Here is a 23,544-nt window from a genome sequence, read left to right as displayed (position 1 = left end):
CAGCAGCTCAGTCTGTCGCCGGTGTCTCAGGGCTGCTCTCGGCTGACGACGCGTCGGCGTCGGCGGCGGCGTCGGCGTCGGCGAGTGGTGTCGGGTCTCCGATGCCGCGTCCGATGAGGTCGACGACCTGGTCGAGTGGCGTGCCAGACGCGTCGCGCTTCGCGCCGCCCGTCGGGAGGGCGCGGATGGCACCATCACGCGCGTTGCCGAACGGGGCGCCCGGGCCGACCCAGGCGGCGCTGAGGCGTCGCTCCCCGCGCAGGAGCCGCTGGGCCCGGACCCCGCCGGTCGCGCGCCCCTTCGCCGGGAACTCGCTGAGGCTGGACACCTTCGCCGTGCCCGAGTCGGTGCCCTCGAGGGCGTCCTCGTTGCGCGCGACGCTCGCGACCTCGCAGATCTCGACGTTGGCCGCCGCGACGACGGAGAACGCGAGGACCACGGCGCCGTCGGAGACCTTCATGCCGGCCATGCCGGCCGCGGAACGGCCCTGCGGACGAACGAGCTTCCCCGAGAAGCGCAGCAGCTGCGCGTCATCCGTCACGAAGACCAGCTCATCCTCGTCGGACGCGAGGGCGGCCCCGACGACCTCGTCCCCGGCCTTGAGCGTCATGATCTCGAGCTCTCGGTTCTTGCCGAAGTCGATGCCCGTCACCCGCTTGACGACACCCAGCTTCGTCCCGAGCGCGATCGGCGTCTCCTGGTCGATGGGCACGAGCGCGACGACCTGCTCCTTGGGGCTCGTGAGCCCGATGAAGTCGTGTGCCTTGACTCCGGCCGAGAGCAGCACCGACCCCTGGGGGCTGGAGGGGAGGGCCACGACGGGCACGCGAATCAACCGCCCGAGGTTCGTGACGGCGCCGAGCTCGCCCTGGACCGTCGTGGTGACGTGGGAGCGCACAGCGTCGTGCTTGCTGCGCCTCGAAGGCTGCTGGAGGCGCGCATCCGCGTCAGCCGTGTCGACCCTGAGGAGCCGCCCCGTGGTGGAGAGCAGCACCTGGGTGGGCGAGTCCGCGAGCTGCAGCTGCGTGGTCTCGATCGCCTTGCCACGCTTCGGCGGGGTGCCCTGGCCCTCGGTGAGCAGCGTGCGTCGCGGCGTCGCGAAGCGGTCGCTGGTCTCCTGGAGCTCGGAGCCGACCTGCGCGCGCAGCAGTTTCTCATCGCCGAGCAGACGCTCGAGCTCAGCGATCTCCTGCTTGAGCTGATCGCGCTCCGACTCGAGCTCGATGCGCGAGAACTTCGTGAGGCGGCGCAGGCGCAGCTCCAGGATGTAGTCCGACTGCAGCTCCGAGAGATCGAAGACGATGCGCAGCCGCTCGCCGGCCGCCGAGGCGTCGTCGCTCGACCGGATGATCTGGATGACCTCATCGATGTCGAGGATCGCGACGAGGAGGCCCTCGACGAGGTGCAGGCGCTCGAGCCTCCGCGCGAGCCGGAAGGCGCTTCGCCTGCGCACCACCTGGATGCGGTGGTCGAGGTACACGCGGAGCAGCTCGATGAGCCCGAGCGTCTGCGGACCCCCGTTGACCAGCGCCACGTTGTTGATGTGGAACATGTCCTCGAGGGGCGTGTGCCGGTACAGCTGCTCGAGCACGGCGTCTGGGTCGAATCCGGTCTTGATCTCGATGACGAGGCGCAGGCCGTGCTTGCGGTCGGTGAGATCGGCGACGTCGCTGATACCGGCGAGCTTCTTCGCCTGGACGCCGTCCTTGATCTTCTCGATGACCTTCTCGGGTCCGACCATGTAGGGGAGCTCGGTCACGACGATGCCCGACTTGCGGGCTGTCACCCGTTCCACGCTCGCTGTGGCACGCGTCCGGAATGATCCGCGACCTCCTGCGTACGCATCCCTGATGCCGTCGAGGCCCGTGATCCGCGCGCCGGACGGCAGGTCCGGGCCCGGGATGAACTGCATGATCTCCTCGAGCGTCGCACCGGGGTTCTCGAGCAGGTGCAGCGCCCCCGCGATCACCTCTCCGAGGTTGTGCGGCGCCATGTTCGTGGCCATGCCCACCGCGATGCCACTCGCTCCGTTGACGAGGAGATGCGGCCAGGCTGCAGGAAGCACTTCGGGCTGCGTGGTCGAGTTGTCGTAGTTCGGCACGAAGTCGACGACGTCCTCGTCGAGCTCCGCGGTGAGCGCCAGAGCGGCGGCATCGAGGCGAGCCTCCGTGTAGCGCGGGGCTGCCGGGCCGTCATCGAGCGATCCGAAGTTGCCGTGCCCATCGATCGTCGGCACGCGCTGCACGAAGCCCTGGGCCATGCGCACGAGCGCATCGTAGATGGCGGTGTCGCCGTGGGGGTGGAGGCGTCCCATGACCTCGCCCACGACGCGCGCCGACTTCACGTGCCCCCGGTCGGGTCGGAGCCCCATCTCGGCCATCTGGTAGAGGATGCGCCGCTGGACCGGCTTCAGGCCGTCGCGCGCATCCGGGAGCGCTCTCGCGTAGATGACCGAGTACGCGTACTCGAGGAAAGAGGACTGCATCTCTGTCGAGACGTCGATGTCCTCGATGCGCTGCTCGCTCATCGAAGCGGAGTCGTCGTTGCGTGTTGTACTCATGTCACCTGTCGGGAGGGTCGTGCTCGGCGCCCCTGTGGGAGACTGGGACGGATGTCGTCCATGCTATTCAGCGCGGCGAGCGGTCGCCCGACGCTCTCCGACGTGTTGCCGAATTCGCTCGCTTCTCTGCGGGGTGAGACCGGGTCCCTCGGGCTGCCGGAGACCCGCTCGGTCGTGGTCATGCTCGTCGACGGGCTCGGAGCCTCGATGCTCCGCGCCCGCACGGGGCACGCCAGGCGCCTCACGGCGGACTGGCGCAAGAAGGACACCGCCTTCTCGTTCCCGTCGACCACCGTCGCGGGGATCACCTCGCTCACGACGGCGACTCGAGCTGGTGAGCACGGGCTGCTCGGCTACTCCCTCTTCGACCGGGCTGCTGGGGTCATCCGCAACCAGCTCTCGGGCTGGGGGGACGGGATGGACCCCGCAACCTGGCAGCTGCGCCGCACGATCTTCGAGGAGCTGCGTGACGGGGGCTCCGAGGTGCAGAGCATCGTCGTGGGCATGCCGCAGTACCGCGACTCCGGCCTCACGCACGCCTCCCTCCGTGGTGCCCTCTACCTTGAGGGCGGCACGATGCAGGAGCGGGTCGAGGTCACGCTGCGGGCACTCGACGACCACCCTCGCGCGCTCATCTACCTGTACAACGCGGAGCTCGACCAGGCGGGGCACGCCCATGGCTGGGAGTCGGACGCCTGGCTGGCACGCCTGGAGGAGCTCGACGCGGCCTTCGACGGACTCGCCAGGGGAGTGGATGCCGGTACCGGCATCCTCGTCACTGCCGACCACGGCATGATCGACATCCCCAGGCATCGCCAGATCGATGTCGACGACGACGACCCGCTCTTCGACGGCGTGCTCGCCATGGCGGGCGAGCCACGGCTTCGCCACCTCTACCTCGAGCCGGGAGCGCCGGCGGACGCGGCGGGAGACCTGCGCGACAGGTGGATCGCATCCCAGGGTGCGCGCGCCACGATCGTCACGCGGCAGGAGGCGGTCTCCGACGGGTGGTACGGACCGAATGTCGACCCCGTCGCTGCAGAGCGAATCGGCGATGTCGTCGTCGCGGCGACGAAGGGAGTCACGTTCTACGCCGCTTCGATGCAGTCAGGTGCAAGGCTCGTCGTCGGCCAGCATGGATCGATCACTCCGGAAGAGACGATCGTCCCACTCATCCGCGCGGGGGCCTTCACGCGCTGAGACGCGTCGCTACTCGTCGCTGCGGGTCCCGAAGACGATCTCGTCCCAGCTCGGCATCGCGGCGCGCCCGGTGCGCTTCGACGAGTGCTTCGACGGTGCGGGTTCGTGCGCCTCGTGCTTGGGGTCATCGAGTCCGTCGAGCGGGACGTCGACTGCCCGCACACCACCTGAGCCGAGATCGCTCGGCTCGATGGTCTCCGTCTCGAAGCTGTCCTCGTCCCGAACTCGGGGAGTGAAGAGCTTGACGGGCGTCTGCTCGGACGCTGTCGAGTGAGCATCGTCGCTCTCGCGCCCTGAGTCCTGATCATCGCCGTCCTCGGCGTCGTCCTCGAAGGACTGCGGGACGCGCTCCCCGCGACGTCGCCGGAGGGCCTCGAGGAGATCCGCCGTCTCGTGGTGCTGCTGCTCGGTCGCTCGCTCGAGTCGTGACGCCGCGGCACCGATCCACGAGACCGGCTCCTTGCTCACCGGCTCCACGGAGGGTGCCGGTGAGCCTTCACGCTGCGGGGGCTCCATGACGGCGCGGAGCCGGGGGCTGCCGAGCGACGCGGGCTCGCCCTGCTGCGAGAGCATCGTCGCCGTCGGGTTCAGAGGGGTGAGCGCCTGCGTCTTCGGCTCGAAGCCCCACAGCGCTTCTCGCGAGATCTCGTCCACGGCGAACGACAGGCCGATTCTCCAGCCCTCTTCGTCGTCCTTCCAGGCATCCCAGATGATTGCGGCCGCCGAGGATGCCTCGAGGCGGTCGTCGATGACCTCGCCGAAGCTCGTGCCGTCCTGGCCGAGGGGGTCGGTGTCGGTCTTCAGCCGAACGGTGACCGCGCGCGCCTGGCGCACGAGGTAGTCGCGCTCGGCGCGAACCGGTCCCTCGAAGCGGACCACGTCCTCACGGGCTGCCCCAGTGAGCTCGATGACCTCGTCGATCGTCTTCCCGGCGCGGATGAGCTGCTGGATGGCCCGCGGAGGCACCTTCGGCGCGTCGACGCGAGTGGAGATGCGCGGGCGCAGCGCGTCGCGGAGCGCTTCGTCGATCACGACGCGGAAGCGCTGGCCGTCATCTCCGGACACGACGAGGGCACCTTCATCCAGGTCGATGAATCTGAGCTCATGCATGCTCGTACTCCTTGGCGTTGCCGATTCCTGCGCCACAGCATCACACGCGACGAGGGCGGAATCGGGGAGCCCCGGGGCGCGCCGTCCAACTCAGGCGAGTATTCGATCTCGCTCCGCGCGAACACTGCTCACTTCGGTTTGAGTTTCACCCCTGAGTCGTGCACAATTGCCGCGCCTGGGGGAGTTCCCCCCCATTGAAGAGATTTGGATAGGTATGGCGACCGACTACGACGCACCTCGCAAGACCGACGATGACGCAGAGTCCATCGAGGCGCTGAAGGAGCGAGTGCCGGATCGTCTCTCCGGCAGCGTTGACGCCGAAGATGCGGACAACCCCGGCAGCTTCGACCTCTCTGCAGCAGACCTCGCAGACGTTGAACTCGAGACCGTGGTGATCCCGCCGCAGGCCGACGAGTTCACCTGCGTCGAGTGCTTCCTCGTCAAGCACCGCTCGCAGCTCGAGAAGAGCTCGGCCCTCGGGCCGATCTGCCACGACTGCGCAACCGCCTGATCGAAGGCAGAGCACACGACCGAAGCCGCATCCTCAGGGATGCGGCTTCGGTCGTCTGTCGGTGAGACAGGGGAACGCGGCTCAGGGTCGAGCGACGGGCGCGCCCCGCTGCATCAGCTCGTCTGACGCCTGTTCACGGCCCGAGCCTCGGTGATGGCAGCCGCGAGCTCGGTGGGCCGACGCGTCGAGATGAGCCAGTAGGGGACCGGGTCCGCGTCGTCGGTGATCTCGATCGTGAGCGAGGTCGGGATCCAGCCGCGGATGCACAGCCAGGCACGCAGGTCCAGCTGGGGGCCCGCGGCGAGACGAGCACGCTCACGGGTCGTGTGGGGGAGGCACTGCCCGGTGAAGCTCAGTGGCACGTGGGCGCCCGCGACCCGGACCTGGGTCGCCGTGACCTCGATGATGGGCGAGTAGGCGAGGACGAGCGTGAGGAACGCGGCGTAGAGCGTCACTGCGATGGCCGCGCCGATCCAGAAGTTGATCGGCGTGAACACGAGGATGACGGCGGGCACCATGAGGAAGCCGACGGCGTACACCCACGCGGCTGGCCACAAGCGCTCGTGGAAGACAGGCATGGAGATATTGCATCACGCTTTGTCGTGCGCCGCTGTCAGATCACGATCCGGTCACGCCTCGGCTAGGCTCGTACGGTGAGCATTGCCATAGATGTGCCCGTCTCGGGCGTCCTCCCCACGTTCGCCCAGCCAGGCGACGCCGGGGCCGACCTGATCGCGACCGAATCCGTCACTCTCGCCCCCGGCCAGCGCGCCGTCGTGGGCACGGGAGTTCGACTCGAGCTTCCGGCGGGAACCGTCGGCTTCGTGATGCCGCGCTCGGGGCTGGCGGCGAAGCACGGCATAACGCTCGTCAACGCGCCTGGCACCATCGACTCCGGCTATCGGGGTGAGGTGAAGGTGATCATGCTCAACACCGATTCGTCCGAGAGCTACGCCATCGCGGCAGGCGACCGGATCGCGCAGCTCGTGGTCATGCAGCTCGCGCCAGTGCGTTTCATCCAGACCGAGCAGCTCTCCGCCTCGCAGCGTGGAGAGGGCGGCTTCGGCTCCACCGGCTATTCGTCTGACCAGGAGGCACCCAATGGGACTGTTTGATTTCCTCAAGAAGGAAGAAGAGAAGCCTGAGAAGGCCGACAAGCTCACCGTCGACGATGACGGCATCGACGAGGAAGAACTCGACGACGCGGTTGAGCTCGAAGACGACGAGGACATGGACGCGAAGTCCGCGCCTGACGATCGCGAGACCCGCGGGCCCTTCGATATCTCCGAGGCGAGCCCCGCGAAGCGCTACGTGGACCTGGGGGCGCTGCGCATCCCGGCGCGCGAAGGACTCGGGCTCCGGCTCGAGGTCGAGGAGAAGACGAAGCGACTCGTCGCCGTCGCCCTCGACTACAAGGAGTCGACCATGCAGATCCAGGCGTTCGCAGCGCCACGGTCCACCGGCCTCTGGCACTCGATCATGGCCCAGCTCGCCGAGCAGGTCCGCAAGCAGGGCGGAACGGCGGAAGAGGTGGAGGGCATCCTCGGCCCCGTCCTCGACACGAAGATCCCGGTCGTCATCAAGGGTGCTGCGTCGAACCAGACCAGGTCCGCGCGCTTCTTCGGCGTCGATGGTCCTCGCTGGTTCCTCCGAGGCGTCCTGACGGGCAAGGCGTTGCGCGACGAGGCCACCCGCGTCGAGCTCGTCGAGCTGTTCAGGAGTGTCGTCGTCGTCCGCGGTGATGCCCCGCTGCCGCCACGTGAGCTCCTGACGCTCGTCGTCCCGAAGGCCATGGCCGACCCGACGTCGAAGACGGCAACCGAGGACGCCGCATCCGGGGAGGCAGAGCAGGCATGACGCTGCCCGAGGACGAACGGCCCGAGCAGGCAGAGCCCTCCGCCGACGCGCCCAACAGGCGCAAGCTGGAAGACGCCGCGAAGTCGTCGTCGCTCGGCAGGCTCACGGAGGGCGGCATCTCCGGCGCGTCGCTCCTGGCTGCCATGGGCGGTGTTCGCGGCCTGGTCGAGACACTGCTTCCAGGCATCGTGTTCCTCGTGCTGTTCACCCTCGGCACCGAGTTGTGGATCGCCGTCCTCGCGCCGGCGGTCCTCGGTCTCCTCTTCATCGTGGTCCGCGCAGTGCAGAAGGAGCCCGTCGTTCCCGCGATCTCGGGCCTCGTCGCGCTCCTGATCTCCGGCATCCTCGCGATGACGACGGGCAGGGGCGAGAACTTCTACCTCGTCGGGTTCTACACCAACGCCGCCTACGGTGCGGCTCTGCTCGTCTCGGTCCTCGTCCGCTGGCCCGTCATCGGTCTGGTCACGGGGCTCATCACCGGGCAGGGGTCGAGCTGGCGCCAGGACCGCGCGATGCTGCGGTGGATGTCCGTCATCACGCTCGTGTGGGTCGGCTTCTTCGCGCTTCGACTCGTCGTGCAGCTGCCTCTCTACTTCGCCGGCAACGTCGAGGCGCTCGGCCTCGCCCGGCTGCTCATGGGCACCCCCATGTATGCCGTCGTCCTGGTCGTGACGGTGCTCTTCGTCCGGGCGCTCCTGAGTGCGTCCCGGTCGGGAGAGCAGAGTGAACCAGGTAAAGTATCTTGATGTCAAGATAAAAGCGTCTCGATCAACTCAGGATCACCTTCGAGGCAAGCCACGGCGAGACGCGAGATGATTGCTGGGCGCGGGCCGCGCACCCAGAGTTGCAAAGAAGGAGCCGAGACGTGACCGCAGTCAACAGCTTCGGAGCCAAAGACACGCTCAGTGTCGACGGCACCGAGTACGAGATCTTCCGCATCGACAAGGTTGAGGGGTTCGAGAAACTCCCCTTCAGCCTCAAGGTTCTCCTCGAGAACCTCCTCCGCACCGAAGACGGCGCGAATGTGACCGCAGAGCAGATCCAGAAGCTCGGTTCGTGGGTGCCTTCGGCAGACCCGGACACCGAGATCCAGTTCTCTCCAGCGCGTGTCGTCCTCCAGGACTTCACCGGTGTTCCCTGCATCGTCGACCTCGCCACCATGCGCGAGGCCGTGACCCAGCTGGGCGGTGACCCCGAGAAGGTCAACCCGCTCGCTCCCGCTGAGCTCGTCATCGACCACTCGGTCATCGCCGACCTCTTCGGTCAGGCCGACGCGCTCGAGCGCAACGTCGAGATCGAGTACCAGCGCAACGGCGAGCGCTACCAGTTCCTCCGCTGGGGCCAGACCGCCTTCGAGGACTTCAAGGTCGTCCCCCCGGGAACGGGCATCGTCCACCAGGTCAACATCGAGTACCTGGCGCGCGTCACCTTCGTCCGCGAGGTGGGCGGCGTGCTGCAGGCCTACCCGGACACCCTCGTCGGCACCGACTCCCACACCACGATGGTCAACGGACTCGGCGTGCTCGGCTGGGGCGTCGGCGGCATCGAGGCAGAGGCGGCCATGCTCGGCCAGCCCGTGTCGATGCTCATCCCGAAGGTCGTCGGCTTCAAGCTCAAGGGCCAGATCCCCATGGGCGTCACCGCGACCGACGTCGTCCTCACGATCACCGACCTCCTGCGCAAGCACGGCGTCGTCGGCAAGTTCGTCGAGTTCTACGGCGAAGGTGTCGGCGCAGTGCCGCTCGCCAACCGCGCCACGATCGGCAACATGAGCCCCGAGTTCGGCTCGACGGCCGCCATGTTCCCGATCGACGACGAGACCCTCAGCTACCTGCGCCTCACGGGCCGCAGCGAGGAGCAGGTCAAGCTCGTCGAGGCGTACGCCAAGGAGCAGCACCTCTGGCACGACCCGAGCAAGGAGCTCTCCTACTCGGAGTACCTCGAGCTCGACCTCTCGACCGTCGTCCCGTCGATCGCCGGCCCCCGCCGCCCGCAGGACCGCATCGAGCTGTCCAAGGCCAAGGGCCAGTTCGGCGCCGACCTCAACGACTACACGGCGGAAGACTTCGGACTCGTCGACGTCGCCGGAGAGGACAGCTTCCCGGCGTCAGACCCCGCCAAGCTCACGCCGACCTCCGAGGACTCCGACGTCCGCGAGCAGCAGACGGCGCCGACCTTCTCGCACGACCGCAAGCCGGTCCAGGTGCAGGGTGCTGACGGCCAGAGCTACACGATCGACCACGGCTCGGTCGCCATCGCGGCCATCACGAGCTGCACGAACACCTCCAACCCGTCGGTCATGCTCGCGGCGGGTCTTCTCGCCAAGAAGGCGAGCGAGCGCGGCCTGAAGGCGAAGCCGTGGGTCAAGACCACGCTCGCCCCCGGCTCGAAGGTCGTCACGAACTACTACGAGAAGGCCGGACTCACCGACTCGCTCGAGGCGCTCGGCTTCTACACGGTCGGATACGGCTGCACGACGTGCATCGGCAACTCTGGTCCCCTCAACGAGGAGATCTCCGAGGCGATCAACGACAACGACCTCGCCGTCACCGCTGTCCTCTCCGGAAACCGCAACTTCGAGGGTCGCATCAACCCCGACGTGAAGATGAACTACCTGGCTTCGCCGCCGCTGGTCATCGCCTACGCGCTCGCCGGAACGATGGACTTCGACTTCGAGACGCAGGCGCTCGGCAAGGACTCCGACGGCAAGGACGTCTTCCTCAGCGAGATCTGGCCGACCGCAGACGAGGTGCAGTCCACGATCGACACGTCCATCGACACGGACATGTTCACGCGCGAGTACGGCGCGGTCTTCGACGGCGACGAGCGCTGGCGCTCGCTCCCCACGCCCACCGGCGCCACGTTCGAGTGGGATGACCAGTCGACGTACGTCCGGAAGCCCCCGTACTTCGATGGCATGGTCATGGAGCTCACGCCGGTCACCGACATCAAGAGCGCGCGTGTGCTCGCCAAGCTCGGCGACTCGGTCACGACCGACCACATCAGCCCTGCTGGATCGATCAAGGCAGACAGCCCCGCCGGAAAGTACCTGACGGAGCACGGCGTCGGCCGCAAGGACTTCAACTCCTACGGCTCGCGTCGCGGCAACCACGAGATCATGATCCGTGGAACGTTCGCGAACATCCGCCTCAAGAACCAGCTCCTCGACGGCGTCGAGGGCGGCTACACGCGTGACTTCACGCAGCCCGACGGCCCGCAGTCGTTCATCTACGACGCCGCGCAGAACTACGCGGAGTCCGGCACGCCGCTGGTCGTCCTCGGTGGCAAGGAGTACGGCTCCGGCTCTTCTCGCGACTGGGCTGCCAAGGGCACGAGCCTGCTCGGCGTCCGCGCCGTCATCGTCGAGAGCTTCGAGCGCATCCACCGCTCGAACCTCATCGGCATGGGTGTCGTCCCGCTGCAGTTCCCGGCAGGCGAGAGCTGGGCATCGCTCGGCCTCGATGGCACGGAGTCGATCTCGATCGAGGGCATCGAGAAGCTCAACGAGGGCTCCACGCCCAAGACGGTGCACGTCATCGCTGAGCCCACCTCTGACTCGCCCGAGGGCAAGCAGACGATCGAGTTCGATGCTGTCGTCCGCATCGACACCCCCGGTGAAGCCGACTACTACCGCAACGGCGGAATCCTGCAGTACGTGCTCCGCCAGCTCGCCACGGCGTAGCGGGCGCAGCGCAGAACCGAAGGGCGGAGCCGAGAGGCTCCGCCCTTTGGCGTCGTACACGATTCGCGTCCTCCCTCGCTGAGTACGGGCGCTGTGCGCGTGCATCTCCGGTCGATACCGTTGGAGCGATTTCCCACGACGAAGGAGTTCCGCATGAGCACTGAGATTCCCATCCGCACCGTACTGAGCCCAGGCCGCTATGTGCAGGGCAAGGGCGCACTTGCACGGCTCGGGGAGTTCGTCGCGCAGATCGGGTCCACTCCGCTGCTGCTCGCGGACGACTTCGTCTGGGACCTCCTCGGGGAGCGCCTCTCGACCTCGTTCACCGGGGGAGAGGCCGAGGTCCCGCGCGAGCGCTTCAACGGAGTCGCCTCCTCGGGAGAGATCGACCGCATCGTCGAGGTCATCACGGCGAGCGGCAGCGACGTGATCGTCGCCGTCGGTGGAGGCAGCACGATCGACGCCGCGAAGGCCGCGGGCTACCTCGCTGGTGTCCGATGGGTAAGTGTCCCCACGGTCGCATCCACCGACGCGCCGACCTCGGCGCTCGCCGTCATCTACACGGAGGCAGGGGAGTTCGAGGAGTACCGCTTCTTCCCGCGCAACCCCGACCTCGTGCTCATCGACTCCCAGCTCGTGGCGGATGCACCCGCACGGTTCCTCGTGGCTGGTTTCGGCGATGCGCTGGCCACCTGGCTCGAGGCCCGTGCGACGAGCCGCTCCAACGCGAGCACGATGGCGGGTGGGCTGCCCACGCAGACCGGAACGGCCCTCGCGAAGCTCAGCTGGGACGTCCTCTGGGAGAACGCGGCGACCGCGCTGGACGCCGTCGAGGACGGCGTGGTGACGCCGGCTCTCGAGCGCGCCATCGAGGCGAACACGCTGCTCTCGGGACTCGGCTTCGAGTCAGGTGGGCTCGCTGCCGCCCACGCGATCCACAACGGGCTGACAGCCGCCCCGCAGACGCATGGCCTGCAGCACGGCGAGAAGGTCAACATCGGATCGATCGCTCAGCTCATCCTGGAGGGGGCGCCCGCAGAGGAGATTCGGGATTTCATCGTCTTCACCACGAAGCTCGGGCTTCCGACGACGCTCACGGAGATCGGGCTCTCCACCGACGACAAGCACGAGCTGCGGCTCGTCGCCGAGGCCGCGACCGTGGCGGGGGAGACGATCCACAACATGCCGTTCGCGGTGACGTCCGACGATGTCATCGCCGCGCTCACCTCGCTCGAGCGGCTCTCGCGCCGTATCCGCGCCGAGGCCGGGCTCCCCGAGCCTGTCAAGTACCACGCCAAGCACTGACGACGACCCCACGACACGAAGGCGCCTCCTCACCCGAGCTTCGGGGAGGAGGCGCCTTCGTTGTCAGCTGACGGGGTCAGTGCGACGCGGCTCCGCGGATCGGCGGCGTATGGAAGGTGCCTCCGAACGCCTTCTGGGAGGCTCCGACCCGGTCGAGGTAGGGCGTGATGCCTCCCGCCTGGAACGGGTAGCCAGCTCCCAGGATGAGGCACAGATCGATGTCCTCCGGCCCCGCAACGACCTGCTCATCGAGCATCCGCTTGATCTCGTCGGCGAGGCCGACCTCGACGCGGTCGGCGAATGAGGCGGCGGTCATCGGCGTCTTGCCACCCGCGACGATCTGCACGGCCTTCTTGTCGAAGCCCTTCACGCGGCCCTTGCCGTCACGGTCGTACAGTTTGCCGTAGTCGGCCAGCCTGTGGAGGTTCTCGGACTCGAAGAACCGGTCAGGAAACGCCTTGTGATGCGTGTCGAGCACGTGGGCGCCGACCTTGAGCCCCACCAGCTCGAGCAGCTCGAACGGTGTCATCGGGAGGCCGATCCTGTCGAGCGCGTGGTCCACGGTCTCGAACGAGGTGCCGGTGTCGACCGCGTTCATGGCCTCGCCAAGGACCTTGGCGAGGACGCGGTTCACGACGAATCCTGGCGCATCCCTGGTGATGACGGCGGTCTTCTTGAGGTTCTTCGCGGTTGCCATCGCCGTCGCCAGCGTCGCGTCGTCGGTGCTGTCGGTCCGCACGACCTCGATGAGCGGCATCTGCGCGACGGGGTTGAAGAAGTGGAAGCCCACGAGGCGCTCCGGATGTTCGAGCTGAGCGCCGATCTCCGCGACCGAGAGCGAGGAGGTGTTCGTGGCGAGAACGGTCTCGGGTCCCACGATCTTCTCGAAGTCCGCGAAGACCTGCTGCTTGACGCCCAGCTCCTCGAAGACCGCCTCGATGACCCAGTCGCAGTCCGCGAACTCGCTCCGGTCGGTCGTGCCGTGGACGAGGCCGATCAGTCGGCCGTACTCGTCGCTCTCGATCCGCCCCTTCTCGTGCAGCTTCTCGAGCTCGCGCCGGATGGCCGCGACTCCCGTGTCGACGCGAGCCTGGTCGAGATCGGTGATGACGACCGGCACCTTCAGGCGGCGCACGAAGAGCGTCGCGAACTGTGTCGCCATGAGGCCGGCACCGATGACGCCGACCTTGTCGATGCGGCGAGCGAGGGCCTTGTCCGGGGCGCCTGCGGGGCGCTTCGCACGCTTCTGCACCAGGTTGAAGGCGTAGATCGAGGCCACAAACTGGTCGCCGGAGATGAGGTCGGCCAGGGCCTCGTCCTCCGCGGCGAAGCCCTTCTCCCGGTCGTCGCCCTTCGCGAGCTTCAGCAGCTCGAGTGCGCGGTAGGGAGCGAGCGCGACGGTGCCGAGCTTCTCCTCAAGCGACTTCCTGGCGATGCTGATCGCGAGATCCCACTTCGCGAGGCGCTCGAGGCGTCCGGGAGCGTTCGGCCGCTTGACCTCGATGTCTCCGCCGATGACCTTGTCGGCCCAGGCCAGCGAGTCCTCCAGGAAGTTCAAGCTCGGGAAGATCGCGTCGGCGATGCCGAGCTCCGCCACCTGGGGTCCCTTGAGCATCCGGTTCTGCTTGAGCGGATTCTCGATGATGACCTTGAGGGCGTTCTCGATGCCGATGAGGTTCGGGAGGATGCTCGCGCCTCCCCAGCCCGGAACGAGGCCGAGGAAGGTCTCGGGCAGTGCGAATGCCGGAACGGTCGCGTCGACCGTGCGGTAGTCGGAGTTGAGCCCGATCTCGACGCCGCCTCCGAGCGCGAGTCCGTTGTAGAACGTGAAGCTGGGTACTCCGAGCTTGCCGAGGGAGCCGAGCACCTCATGGCCGAGCCTCGCGAGGAGGAGCGCGACCTCTCGGCTCGGGATCGATCCCACGTTGGAGAGATCAGCTCCGGCTGCGAAGTTGAAGCGCTTGCCCGTGATCGCAACCGCATGGATATCATGGGAGGAGGCGCGGGCGCGCAGGCCGGAGAGGACCTCGCCGAGTTGGGCGAGCGTCTCCGGTCCGAGCGTGTTCGGGCGCGTGTAGTCGTGGCCGTTGTCGAGGGTGATGAGGGCCAGCGTGCGGCCGCTCGGCAGCGTGACGTCACGGACGAGCGAGTGCGTCACGACCTCGTCGGTGCTCATGGCGAGCAGGGGAGCGTAGCGTGCTCGAAGATCGGTTGCCATGGTGCTCAGCGTCCCTTCTTGCCGAAGCCTCGGCGTGCGTGCGACTTGCCGTTCCAGTTCGGGTTCTCCCAGATGACCGTGCCGCCCTGTCCGAGTCCGACGCACATCGCGGTCAGGCCGAAGCGAACCTCCGGGTGCTCCTCGAACTGCTTCGCGAGCTGCGTCATGAGGCGGACACCTGAGGATGCAAGGGGATGCCCGATGGCAATGGCTCCACCGTACGGGTTGACCGAGGGGTCGTCGTCGTCGATGCCGTAGTGGTCGAGGAACGACAGCACCTGGACGGCGAAGGCCTCGTTGAGTTCGAAGAGTCCGATGTCGTCGATCGTCATGCCGGCGCGGTCGAGGGCCTTCTCGGTCGAGGGCACGGGCCCGAGACCCATGACCTCGGGCTGCACTCCGGCGAACGCGAACGTCACCATGCGCATCTTCGGGGCGAGGCCGAACTCCTTCGCGGCGGCGCTCGAGGCCAGGATGGCGGCCGTGGCCCCGTCGTTGAGCCCGCTGGCATTTCCGGCCGTCACTCGGCCGTGCGGGCGGAACGGGGTCTTCAGCGTCGAGAGCGTCGCCATGTTCGTCTCTGGTCGGAGCGTCTCGTCGCGGGTCGCGAGGCCCCAGCCCGCTTCGGATTCGATGGCGACGGGGATGAGGTCCGGCTGCAGCTGGCCGTTCTCGTAGGCGGCAGCGGCCTTCTGCTGGCTGCGCATCGCGTAGCGGTCGCTGCGTTCGCGTGTGAGCTGCGGGAATCGATCGTGGAGTCGCTCGGCGGTCTTGCCCATGTTCAGGGCGTCACCGCTGACGAGCTGCTCAGCGACGAAGCGCGGGTTGGGGTCTGCGCCGATGCCGAGCGGGTGCCTGCCCATGTGCTCGACGCCGCCGGCGATGGTGACGTCGTAGGCCCCGAAGCCGATGCCGGACCCCATGGTGGTGACGGCCGTCATGGCGCCAGCGCACATGCGGTCGATGGCGAGGCCGGGAACGGTGTTCGGAAGTCCAGCGAGGATCGCCGTGGATCGGCCGAGCGTCAGTCCCTGGTCGCCCTGCTGGGTCGTCGCGGCGATGGCGACGTCGTCGTAGCGTTCGTGCGGGATCTGCGGGTTCCGGTCGAGGAGACCCTTGATCGCCTTGACTGCGAGGTCATCCGCACGGGTCTTCCAGTACATGCCCTTCTCGCCCGCACGTCCGAATGGGGTTCGAACGCCGTCGATGAACAACACTTCTCGATTGGCCACACTGCCTCCAAGCATCTATTGACTCGGTCATCCTATGGATGCTCGCCTGATCGGAAGCCAATGCGTCGTGTGAAGCTACGAATCCTCGTCGTTCTGCACGGAAGTCAATTGGTCAGCTTCTACAAAAGCCGAGGCGATTCCCTGTGCAACCTCGCTGGTCTGCCAGGCCCGTGCGCCGAGCTCGCGCAGGTGCTCGGCGACGGCGTCGGCGGAGACAGGCTGACGCGGGACCCAGGCGGCTCGCCGCAGCAGCTCCGGCGTGAGCAGGTTCTCAACCGGCATGTGGAGGGTCTCAGCGTGGGCGACGAGGAACTCGCGCGCGAGCTTCAGCCGACGGTCCGCCTCGGGGGAGCGTTGCTCCCACTGGCGGTGGTGCGGCATGCGGTCCGGGTCCCGTGGCGCCTGCGGAGGCAGCTCCTCGGTCGTGAGTCCGCGCTCGACGGCACCCCACCAGCGGTCGAGCTGGGTTCGGGATGCGCGTCCGGTAAATTCCTTCAGGCGTGCCAGCTCGCCTCGAGTGCGGGGCATGGCTGTCGCGACCGCTGCGAGCGCCCGGTCGGGGAAGAGTCGCCCGGGGGCGGTGTCGGTACTGCGCGCCGCCTCGTCGCGAGAGAGCCAGAGCTCCCTCGCCACAGCGAGGGCCCTCGGGCTGCGGAGCCGGCTGATGCCGCCGATCCGACGCCACGGGTCCGGCTTCTTGACCCCCAGCTCGCGAGTGAGGATGTCCGCGAACTCCTCGCGGGCGGCATCGAGCTTCTCGGCGTCGATGAGCTCCTGGTGGAGCTGGTCCCTGACGTCGATGAGCAGCTCCACGTCGAGCGCAGCGTACGCGAGCCAGGTTTCCGGCAGTGGGCGAGTCGACCAGTCGGCGGCTGAGTGCGCCTTCTCGAGCGAGATGCCGAGCAGGCGCTCGATGACGGCGCCGAGCCCGACTCGCTCGTACCCGAGGAGCCTCGCCGCGAGCTCGGTGTCGAATATGAGGCTCGGGTCGAGATCGAGCTCGCGGAGGCACGGAAGATCCTGTGTCGCCGCGTGGAAGATCCACTCCTCGTCGCCGATGATCTCCTGCAGCCGCGCGAGCGATCCCGTCGCGATGGGATCGATGAGGAGCGTGCCGCTTCCTCGCCGGTAGAGCTGCACCAGGTAGGCGCGCTCCGAGTATCGGTATCCGGATGCGCGCTCCGCGTCCACGGCTACGGGTCCTGTGCCGGCGGCGAGACGATCGAGTGCCGCCTGCAACTGCGCTTCGGTCTCGATCACCTCCAGTCCGCCAGCTTTCAGACGGTCGGCATCAAGCCCCATCTTTCGCCTTCCTCAAGTGCTGGAGAACCTGGACTCCGTCGTCGGCCTCGGTCTCCGGGGGCATGCCCGCCAGCAGGCAGAGCAGCTCGCCCCAGGCTTCCGCGTGAGCCGCGAGGTCCGTCTCCCGTGGGGTCCAGGATGCTCTGAGTTCGATCTGGGCGCCCTCGCCCTGGTCTTCGAGCTCGCCGAAGCCGCGACCGTTGATGGTCGTCGCCGTGCCGGACGGGTGCTCGAAGGCCGCGCCTCTGGACTCGAGGGCATCCATGAGCCACGACCAGGCAACGGGCGCGAGGAAGGGGTCGACGCCGATCTCGGGTTCGAGGGGAGCCTGGGCGAAGCACACGACGCGGAAGGCGCCGCGCCAGGCTTCTGGCTCGCTCTCGTCGTGCAGCAGGATGAACCTGCCGGTTCCGAGTTCGGAATCGCTCGCGTGAGCGGTAGGCCGCACGTCTCCGGAGAGGGCGAGCGACTCGGGGGCCAGGTTCGCCGGGGGGCGGATCTCGCTCACCGTGAGGGCAGAGCGGAACTCGGCCGCACGGACCGCCTCTACGGCGGCCTCGAACTCCGGGGCGGATCGATGCAACGGGACAACCACGCGACGAGACTAGGCCTGGCCCTGGGCTCCGCAGATCAGGCGCGCCGTGTCGGAACGTCGCCCGTCCGGCGTGTTCACGGCCGGGTTGCGTCATCATCGACGTGATGTGTGCCGCAAAACGTGCCTCAACCGAGTCGTCGTCGTCGGCGACGAAATTCGCCGCAGCCTCGCTCGGCGCTCTCGTCGTGGGACTCGGGGCCGTCGTCGCGACCGCCTCGACCATGGTCGCGCGCGCAGTCGTCACCCCGCCGCGACGCCGCAAGGATCCGGTCCGCCTGCTTGGCGTCGACAAGCAGGCGGGCACCGTCACGCTCGCGCGCACGCCGGAGACGGCCGCTCCCGGGCACTACAGCCTCGTCTTCGCGGCAGAGACGGGTCGCGCCAACGTGGGTGCAGTGGTCGACGAGTCAGAGCGCACCGTCACGAGGCGCTTCTGGGGGGAGCAGGGCGCGCAGCTCGAGCGGGTGCGGTCCGTGCGCCTGGCATCCGCGCCGCAGCTGTGGGTTCGGGACCTCAATCTGCCCTGGCGCTGGGTCGATGTGCAGACGCCACTCGGTGCGATGCCAGCCTGGCTCATCCCCGCGGCTCAGGCCAGCGACTCGTGGGCGATCCACGTCCACGGTCGCGGTGCGGTCATGACGGAGCCCCTCCGGGCCGTTCCGCTCTTCCGCGGTCGAGGCTGGAACTCGCTCGTCGTGAGCTACCGCAACGACGCTCTGGCGCCGCCCTCGCCAGACGGCAAGTTCGGCCTGGGAGCCACGGAGTGGCGCGACGTCGAATCGGCGATGGACTGGGCCGTGTCCAGGGGTGCTCGGCGCATCATCCTCGTCGGGTGGTCGATGGGCGGGGGCACGGTCATGCAGGCGGCCCTCAACGCGCGACACCGGGAGCTCATCGCGGGCATCTTCCTCGAGTCTCCGGCGTTGAGCTGGCGATCGATCCTTCGTTATCAGGGGTCGGCCATGCGGCTCCCTCGATTCGTGACCGCACTCGGCATCTGGCTCATCGGCAGCCCGCTCGCGCGGCCCCTCCTCGGCCTGGAAGCGCCGATTCCGCTCTCGAAGCTGGAGATCCTTGATCGGCTCGCCGAGCTGACGGTGCCCATCCTGCTCTTCCACTCGAGTGGCGACACGGTTGTGCCGGTCGATGCGAGCCGGGAGCTCGCCAGGCGGCGCCCGGACCTCGTCACCTATCGGGAGTTCGAACGGGCCCTGCACACGCGGCTCTGGAACGTCGACAGCGGGAGGTGGGAGCAGTCGCTGGACGAGTGGCTGGCGACCTTCTAGGAGCGTCCGTCCGCCGAGAGGAGCTCGAGCAGCTGGCGCTTCGCCCGCGCCTGCAGGGCCACCATGCCGCTTCGTCGCAGCGGTGAGACCAGATCCGTGAGCCCGAGGGCGCCCGGGAGATCCTCGGGAAGTCCCAGGAGAGCCTCCGGTTGCTGCCCATCCACGCCCTGGACAAGCGCAGCCGCGAAGCCCCGTGTCATCGGCGCGCCGGGTGGAACGGAGATGCGCAGGCGCACACGCCGCTCTGGGGTCAACGAGACGTCGAAGAAGACGGGCGACTGACACTCGATGACGCGCTCGAACGACGCGGTGTCGCCCGGGTCGACGCCGGGGAGCTCTGCACCGATCTCGGCGAGGAGCTCGAGGCGGTCGCGGGGCGATACCTCGAGCAGCTCCTCGCGGAGCAGATCGAGGGATTCCGGAAGCGTGACGTCGTGCATGCCACCACGGTACCGGGCAGGTGCCCCGACGACGCGCAGCTGAGCGGCTGGCGGTAGGATCTGCAGGAGCCCGCACCGGGCATTACTCACTGGAAAGTACGAGGACTCCGTGGGCGTAGGCCGCTTGCTGCACCTGACCGAACTCTCACCGACCGTCACGGCGGCAGAGATGGTGAAGGACCTCGTGCCTCCCAGGCAGTTCGACGCCGCCAAGTTCGCCACGTACCGACCCGATCCCGAGTACCCGTCCCAGGCCGCTGCCGTTGAGGCGGGGGAGCGCTTCGCCGGAGTGAAGGCAGCTCCCGCGTCCGGGAGCAAGGGCCTCTTCGGCTTCCTCAAGAAGGCACCGCCCGTCAAGCCCGGCATCTATCTCGACGGCGGCTTCGGCGTCGGCAAGACGCACCTGCTCGCCTCGATCTGGCACGCGCACCCAGGACGCAAGTACTTCGGCACCTTCATCGAGTACACCGCGCTCGTGGGCGCTCTCGGCTATGCCGAGGCGGTCCGCTCGCTGCGGGGCACCAGCCTCATCGCCATCGACGAGTTCGAGCTCGACGACCCGGGCGACACGATGGTCATGTCCAGACTCCTCGGTGAGCTCGTCGACTCGGGTACGAGCATCGCCGCGACGAGCAACACCCCGCCGAACGCACTAGGCGAGGGTCGCTTCGCGGCCTCGGACTTCCTCCGCGAGATCACGAAGCTGGCCGACGTCTTCGACACCCTGCGCATCGACGGCACCGACTACCGGCGCCGCGACATGTCCGGCCACGCCGCCGTCACGCCGCCGGAGCGCCTCGGCTCGCTGGTGGAAGACGCGGTCGCCGACGGCAAGTCGGTCGCGTACGACGGCTTCGACGACCTCGTGCAGCACCTCGCCACCGTGCATCCGTCCAAGTACGTCCGGCTCGTCGAGGACATCGACCTCCTCGCCCTCAGCGATGTGCACGAGCTGACCGACCAGGCTGAGGCCCTCCGCTTCGTCGCCTTCATCGACCGCGTCTATGACGCGCAGATCCCTATCGCGGCATCTGGGCTCGCCCTCGACCGGATCTTCGGCGGCGGGATGATCGACGGCGGCTACCGCAAGAAGTACCTGCGCTGCGTCTCCAGGCTCATCGCCTCGACCGCGCAGGAGCAGACAGCCTCCGTGTGACGGGCGCGTCCCGTGCCACGCCTCCGGTGGCGCGATGACGCTCGCGACACAGACTCGTAACACACCGGGCCGCTCCGAAACATGATGGAAACGGTCCCGCCCCATCACTGACACGCGCCTTGCGCAGACTCATTGCATCTCCCCACTCCGTGTCACGACGACGCGGCCTCCAGGTCGCAGCACGGGTGGCGAAAGCGAGGATGCAATGGATACCGGTGGAACCGCCTGGCTGATGATCAGCGCAGCGCTTGTGCTCTTCATGACACCAGGACTCGCCCTCTTCTACGGCGGCATGGTGAAGGAAAAGAGCGTCGTGAGCATGATGATGCTCTCGTTCGGGGCCCTCGGCCTCGTCGCAGTGCTCTGGATCCTCTACGGCTACAACATGTCGGCTGTCTCGGGAGATTCCTTCTTCCAGTTCGCGGGAGACCCCCTCTCCGACTTCGCGCTCACCAACCTGATCCAGGACAGCAACGCGACCGCCGGTGCGGCCTACGGCGGCACCTTCGCCATCATCACCACTGCTCTCATCTCGGGAGCCATCGCAGACCGAGCCAAGTTCGGTGCCTGGATGCTCTTCGCCGGCATCTTCGCGACGTTCGTGTACTTCCCCGTCGCTGCCTGGGTCTGGGGCGGTGGCTGGATCATGCAGCTCGGCGCGCAGCTCGGCTTCGAGGGTGTCGAGGTCATCGACTACGCGGGTGGCACGGCGGTGCACATCAACGCCGGAGCGGCCGCGCTGGCCCTCGCTCTTGTCCTCGGCAAGCGCGTCGGCTTCGGCAAGGGCATCACGCAGCCCCACAACGTTCCTCTTGTCCTCCTCGGAACCGCGATCCTCTGGTTCGGCTGGTTCGGCTTCAACGTCGGCGCGGCGTGGGGCGACCTCGAGGGCACCGAGTTCCCGGGACCCGGACTGCTCTTCATCAACACGATCGCGGCTCCCGCCGCGGGTATCCTCGGCTGGATCATCGTCGAGAAGCTGCGCAACGGCAAGGCGACCTCGATCGGTGCCGCGTCGGGCGCGATCGCTGGCCTGGTCGCGATCACACCGGCCTGCGCCGTGCTGACGCCCGGATGGGCGCTGCTGCTCGGCCTCGTGTCCGGTGTCCTGTGCGCCTTCGCGATCGAGCTGAAGTTCAAGCTCGGCTTCGACGACTCGCTCGACGTCGTGGGCCTGCACCTCGTCGGCGGCCTCGTCGGCTCCATCTGGCCCGGCCTGTTCGCCTTCGACACCGGTCTCTTCACCGGTGGCGGGTTCGAGCAGCTCATCGTCCAGCTCATCGCTTCCCTCGGTGTCCTCCTCTACTCGTTCGGAGTGAGCTTCCTCGTGGCCTGGGTCATCCAGAAGACCATCGGCTTCCGGGTGCGCCACGAGGACGAAGTGGCCGGCGTCGACGTGGTCGTGCACGGCGAGACCGGCTACGCGCTGTCCCGCTGATCACGCGGACGGCCTTCGGGGGCCGTGCATCCACACCTGTGGATGCACGGCCCCCGTTCTCGTTCATCACCCCGAGCGCACCCCCAAGGGATGGGACTCGGCAACCCGGTACGGTTGAGGGCATGAGCGCACCTGTGATCGCAGCAATCGTCGCCGTGGTCCTGGCTATCATCGGCATCGTCGGCATCATCGTTCCCGTGCTGCCAGGCAGCATCACGATCGTCATCGGCTTCCTCGTCTGGGCGATCTTCGCCGGCTCGTGGCCCGTCTGGGTTGCGTTCGCGATCGGCGCCATTCTGCTCATCACGGGCATGATCATCGGCTGGGTGCTCACGGGGCGTGGCCTGCGCAAGAAACAGGTCCCGAATCGCTCCGTGCTCATCGGGCTCGGCTTCGGCATCGTCGGGCTGTTCGTGCTGCCGGCGTTCGGGCTGCCGATCGGCTTCGCCGTCGGTCTCGTGGCCTCGGAGTACGTGAGGGTCCGGGAGTTCCGCGCAGCTCTCGACTCGAGTTGGACCGCAGTGAAGGCGCTGGGCCTCGGCATGGTTATCGAGCTCATGTGCGCGCTCGTCGCCACGACGATTCTCGCGATCTCGGTCTTCGTCCACTTCATCTGGCTCTGAGTTTCCTGAACTCTCGGGCAGGTCTGACTTCGACTTTTGCGCAGATCCCCATACCCTGGGTGGAGCTGTCCGCGTTCTGTGCGCGAGAGCAGATCGTGTTCGGAGGAGCCGTATGTCGAACGGGGAGACCTCGAACGCCGTACTGGCGTTCGTGAAGAAGCGCCCTGGTGAGCTCGCTGCGGCGACCATGAGCGTCATCGCCGTGGGTGCCGTGGTCGCTGCGCTGACGGTCTCGAGCGGTCAGGGCGCCAAGGTCGCCGAGCCGATCGACACGGTTGCCGCCCCGGAGACGACGAGCGTTGCCGCATCGACGGCGAACTCGAGTGACGTCGTGAACCTGCACATGCTCGCGCAGCCGCTCGCCAGCCTGCCTGCTGAGCGGGTGGGATCTGCGCAGAAGACTGCGCTGGAGGATGCCCTCAAGCAGGTCAAGGACGCACTCAGTGCGACGGCGTCGGAGGCAGATTCGCTGCAGACGGCGTATACGGCGCTCCAGAACGCAGTGGGCGGTATGGCCACGAGCACGCTCGCGCTGGGTCTTGAGCATCGCCTGCAGGTGACGCTCGCATCGGCGGACATCCTCACGGCCTACGACGCTGCGCTCATCGAACTGGATGACGCCGCCGACGACCGTGCGCGCACGAGCGGCATCGCATCCGTCGTGCGCCAGGGCACCGCCGCTCAGAGCTCCCACAGCGCCGCCGTCAACTCCCAGCAGGGCGAGGACCCCAACGCGCCGGAGCCTCCACTGGATGATTCCGGAGACGACGAGCCCACCCAGGCCCCCAGCCCGTCGGAGCCGGTACCGCCGGCGCTGACGGCCCAGCCTGTCCCGGACGGTCCTGGTGCCAGCACGCCCCCGACGGAGCCCGAAGAGACACCGGCGCCGACGGATCCCCCCGTTCCGGAGCCGACCGAGGGTCCCAACGAGCCGCAACCGACCGGGGAGCCGACGCCCACCGCCGAATCGGGCAGTACACCGAGCACCTGACGCTCGGGCGTTGGCCCGGACATCAGAGAGCCGGCCGC

Annotated in this window: 20 protein-coding genes; 12 read left to right on the top strand and 8 right to left on the bottom strand. The window is 67.8% G+C overall.

Going from position 1 to position 23,544, the window contains the following annotated elements; all coding sequences use genetic code 11:
• Positions 1–7: 7 nt before the first annotated feature.
• On the bottom strand, positions 8–2,560 hold the full coding sequence (locus tag C5B99_RS08680) for a DNA topoisomerase (ATP-hydrolyzing) subunit A (protein ID WP_258063125.1): 2,553 nt from the start codon (positions 2,558–2,560) through the stop codon (positions 8–10).
• Positions 2,561–2,611: 51 nt separating this feature from the next.
• On the opposite strand from C5B99_RS08680, the gene C5B99_RS08675 reads away from it, so the two are divergent.
• Positions 2,612–3,760, top strand: a complete 1,149-nt coding sequence (locus C5B99_RS08675) for an alkaline phosphatase family protein (protein WP_104241350.1) — start codon at positions 2,612–2,614, stop codon at positions 3,758–3,760.
• Positions 3,761–3,769: 9 nt separating this feature from the next.
• On the opposite strand, the gene sepH is transcribed toward C5B99_RS08675, so the two are convergent.
• Positions 3,770–4,870, bottom strand: coding sequence for a septation protein SepH (sepH, locus tag C5B99_RS08670; protein WP_104241349.1), 1,101 nt, complete (start codon positions 4,868–4,870; stop codon positions 3,770–3,772).
• 214 nt (positions 4,871–5,084) lie between these two features.
• On the opposite strand from sepH, the gene C5B99_RS08665 reads away from it, so the two are divergent.
• Positions 5,085–5,381, top strand: coding sequence for a DUF4193 domain-containing protein (locus C5B99_RS08665; RefSeq protein WP_104241348.1), 297 nt, complete (start codon positions 5,085–5,087; stop codon positions 5,379–5,381).
• A 113-nt stretch (positions 5,382–5,494) separates the two neighbouring features.
• Here C5B99_RS08665 and C5B99_RS08660 read toward each other — a convergent pair whose 3' ends face one another.
• Positions 5,495–5,959: a DUF3093 domain-containing protein gene (locus tag C5B99_RS08660; protein WP_104241347.1), complete on the bottom strand. Its 465-nt coding sequence runs from the start codon at positions 5,957–5,959 to the stop codon at positions 5,495–5,497.
• A 75-nt stretch (positions 5,960–6,034) separates the two neighbouring features.
• On the opposite strand from C5B99_RS08660, the gene dut reads away from it, so the two are divergent.
• The 5 genes from dut to C5B99_RS08635 all read left to right on the top strand — a co-directional run bounded on the left by dut (position 6,035) and on the right by C5B99_RS08635 (position 12,225).
• On the top strand, positions 6,035–6,496 hold the full coding sequence (gene dut, locus C5B99_RS08655) for a dUTP diphosphatase (protein ID WP_201297641.1): 462 nt from the start codon (positions 6,035–6,037) through the stop codon (positions 6,494–6,496).
• The gene (locus C5B99_RS08650; protein WP_104241346.1) at positions 6,483–7,238 is read left to right on the top strand and encodes a DUF3710 domain-containing protein; all 756 of its coding nucleotides are present in this window, start codon (positions 6,483–6,485) and stop codon (positions 7,236–7,238) included. Before dut ends, C5B99_RS08650 begins: the two co-directional genes overlap by 14 nt.
• Positions 7,235–7,984 carry a DUF3159 domain-containing protein gene (locus tag C5B99_RS08645; protein ID WP_104241345.1) on the top strand — a complete coding sequence of 250 codons (750 nt, stop codon included), beginning with the start codon at positions 7,235–7,237 and terminating at the stop codon, positions 7,982–7,984. The genes C5B99_RS08650 and C5B99_RS08645 overlap by 4 nt, the downstream gene beginning before the upstream one ends.
• Before the next feature lie 119 nt (positions 7,985–8,103).
• Positions 8,104–10,920, top strand: coding sequence for an aconitate hydratase AcnA (gene acnA / locus C5B99_RS08640; protein WP_104241344.1), 2,817 nt, complete (start codon positions 8,104–8,106; stop codon positions 10,918–10,920).
• A 153-nt stretch (positions 10,921–11,073) separates the two neighbouring features.
• A complete protein-coding gene (locus tag C5B99_RS08635) occupies positions 11,074–12,225 on the top strand; it encodes a glycerol dehydrogenase (RefSeq protein WP_104241343.1) in 1,152 nt (383 codons plus the stop codon).
• Positions 12,226–12,301: 76 nt separating this feature from the next.
• On the opposite strand, the gene C5B99_RS08630 is transcribed toward C5B99_RS08635, so the two are convergent.
• Genes C5B99_RS08630 through C5B99_RS08615 form a run of 4 tightly spaced genes read right to left on the bottom strand, consistent with a single transcriptional unit; the run spans position 12,302 to position 17,572 of the window.
• Entirely contained in the window at positions 12,302–14,443 is a 2,142-nt protein-coding gene (locus tag C5B99_RS08630; protein ID WP_104241342.1) for a 3-hydroxyacyl-CoA dehydrogenase NAD-binding domain-containing protein, read from the bottom strand.
• Positions 14,444–14,448: 5 nt separating this feature from the next.
• On the bottom strand, positions 14,449–15,690 hold the full coding sequence (locus tag C5B99_RS08625; protein ID WP_104241341.1) for a thiolase family protein: 1,242 nt from the start codon (positions 15,688–15,690) through the stop codon (positions 14,449–14,451).
• Between the two features lie 60 nt (positions 15,691–15,750).
• The gene (locus C5B99_RS08620) at positions 15,751–16,977 is read right to left on the bottom strand and encodes an HRDC domain-containing protein (protein WP_104241340.1); all 1,227 of its coding nucleotides are present in this window, start codon (positions 16,975–16,977) and stop codon (positions 15,751–15,753) included.
• Complete coding sequence (locus C5B99_RS08615) at positions 16,967–17,572, bottom strand: DUF3000 domain-containing protein (protein WP_104241339.1); 606 nt, start codon at positions 17,570–17,572, stop codon at positions 16,967–16,969. The genes C5B99_RS08620 and C5B99_RS08615 overlap by 11 nt, the downstream gene beginning before the upstream one ends.
• Before the next feature lie 104 nt (positions 17,573–17,676).
• Here C5B99_RS08615 and C5B99_RS08610 point away from each other — a divergent pair, with 104 nt between their 5' ends.
• Positions 17,677–18,858: an alpha/beta hydrolase gene (locus C5B99_RS08610; protein WP_104241338.1), complete on the top strand. Its 1,182-nt coding sequence runs from the start codon at positions 17,677–17,679 to the stop codon at positions 18,856–18,858.
• Here the strand turns inward: C5B99_RS08610 and C5B99_RS08605 are convergent.
• A complete protein-coding gene (locus C5B99_RS08605; RefSeq protein ID WP_104241337.1) occupies positions 18,855–19,298 on the bottom strand; it encodes a SufE family protein in 444 nt (147 codons plus the stop codon). The genes C5B99_RS08610 and C5B99_RS08605 overlap by 4 nt on opposite strands.
• 169 nt (positions 19,299–19,467) lie before the next feature.
• On the opposite strand from C5B99_RS08605, the gene zapE reads away from it, so the two are divergent.
• The 4 genes from zapE to C5B99_RS08585 all read left to right on the top strand — a co-directional run bounded on the left by zapE (position 19,468) and on the right by C5B99_RS08585 (position 23,506).
• Positions 19,468–20,454, top strand: a complete 987-nt coding sequence (zapE, locus tag C5B99_RS08600) for a cell division protein ZapE (RefSeq protein WP_104242065.1) — start codon at positions 19,468–19,470, stop codon at positions 20,452–20,454.
• A 205-nt stretch (positions 20,455–20,659) separates the two neighbouring features.
• Complete coding sequence (locus tag C5B99_RS08595) at positions 20,660–21,892, top strand: ammonium transporter (RefSeq protein WP_104241336.1); 1,233 nt, start codon at positions 20,660–20,662, stop codon at positions 21,890–21,892.
• A gap of 122 nt (positions 21,893–22,014) precedes the next feature.
• Positions 22,015–22,515 carry a DUF456 domain-containing protein gene (locus C5B99_RS08590; RefSeq protein WP_104241335.1) on the top strand — a complete coding sequence of 167 codons (501 nt, stop codon included), beginning with the start codon at positions 22,015–22,017 and terminating at the stop codon, positions 22,513–22,515.
• A gap of 112 nt (positions 22,516–22,627) precedes the next feature.
• Positions 22,628–23,506, top strand: coding sequence for a hypothetical protein (locus C5B99_RS08585; RefSeq protein WP_104241334.1), 879 nt, complete (start codon positions 22,628–22,630; stop codon positions 23,504–23,506).
• Positions 23,507–23,544 lie beyond the last annotated feature (38 nt).

It is taken from the genome of Pseudoclavibacter sp. Z016 (assembly GCF_002931215.1).
Taxonomy (GTDB): Bacteria; Actinomycetota; Actinomycetes; order Actinomycetales; family Microbacteriaceae; genus Pseudoclavibacter.
The sequence above is the reverse complement of the archived record's forward strand: the minus strand, read 5'-3'. Positions and strand labels throughout refer to the sequence as shown.

Coding starts and splice junctions, on each gene's coding strand:
- C5B99_RS08680 (WP_258063125.1), bottom strand. CDS start 2,560: ATGAGTACAACACGCAACGACGACTCCGCTTCGATGAGCGAGCAGCGC.
- C5B99_RS08675 (WP_104241350.1), top strand. CDS start 2,612: ATGTCGTCCATGCTATTCAGCGCGGCGAGCGGTCGCCCGACGCTCTCC.
- C5B99_RS08620 (WP_104241340.1), bottom strand. CDS start 16,977: ATGGGGCTTGATGCCGACCGTCTGAAAGCTGGCGGACTGGAGGTGATC.
- sepH (WP_104241349.1), bottom strand. CDS start 4,870: ATGCATGAGCTCAGATTCATCGACCTGGATGAAGGTGCCCTCGTCGTG.
- C5B99_RS08645 (WP_104241345.1), top strand. CDS start 7,235: ATGACGCTGCCCGAGGACGAACGGCCCGAGCAGGCAGAGCCCTCCGCC.
- zapE (WP_104242065.1), top strand. CDS start 19,468: ATGGTGAAGGACCTCGTGCCTCCCAGGCAGTTCGACGCCGCCAAGTTC.
- C5B99_RS08595 (WP_104241336.1), top strand. CDS start 20,660: ATGGATACCGGTGGAACCGCCTGGCTGATGATCAGCGCAGCGCTTGTG.
- C5B99_RS08630 (WP_104241342.1), bottom strand. CDS start 14,443: ATGGCAACCGATCTTCGAGCACGCTACGCTCCCCTGCTCGCCATGAGC.
- C5B99_RS08585 (WP_104241334.1), top strand. CDS start 22,628: ATGTCGAACGGGGAGACCTCGAACGCCGTACTGGCGTTCGTGAAGAAG.
- C5B99_RS08625 (WP_104241341.1), bottom strand. CDS start 15,690: ATGCTTGGAGGCAGTGTGGCCAATCGAGAAGTGTTGTTCATCGACGGC.
- C5B99_RS08660 (WP_104241347.1), bottom strand. CDS start 5,959: ATGCCTGTCTTCCACGAGCGCTTGTGGCCAGCCGCGTGGGTGTACGCC.
- C5B99_RS08635 (WP_104241343.1), top strand. CDS start 11,074: ATGAGCACTGAGATTCCCATCCGCACCGTACTGAGCCCAGGCCGCTAT.
- C5B99_RS08605 (WP_104241337.1), bottom strand. CDS start 19,298: ATGCACGACGTCACGCTTCCGGAATCCCTCGATCTGCTCCGCGAGGAG.
- C5B99_RS08590 (WP_104241335.1), top strand. CDS start 22,015: ATGAGCGCACCTGTGATCGCAGCAATCGTCGCCGTGGTCCTGGCTATC.
- C5B99_RS08650 (WP_104241346.1), top strand. CDS start 6,483: ATGGGACTGTTTGATTTCCTCAAGAAGGAAGAAGAGAAGCCTGAGAAG.
- C5B99_RS08665 (WP_104241348.1), top strand. CDS start 5,085: ATGGCGACCGACTACGACGCACCTCGCAAGACCGACGATGACGCAGAG.
- C5B99_RS08610 (WP_104241338.1), top strand. CDS start 17,677: ATGTGTGCCGCAAAACGTGCCTCAACCGAGTCGTCGTCGTCGGCGACG.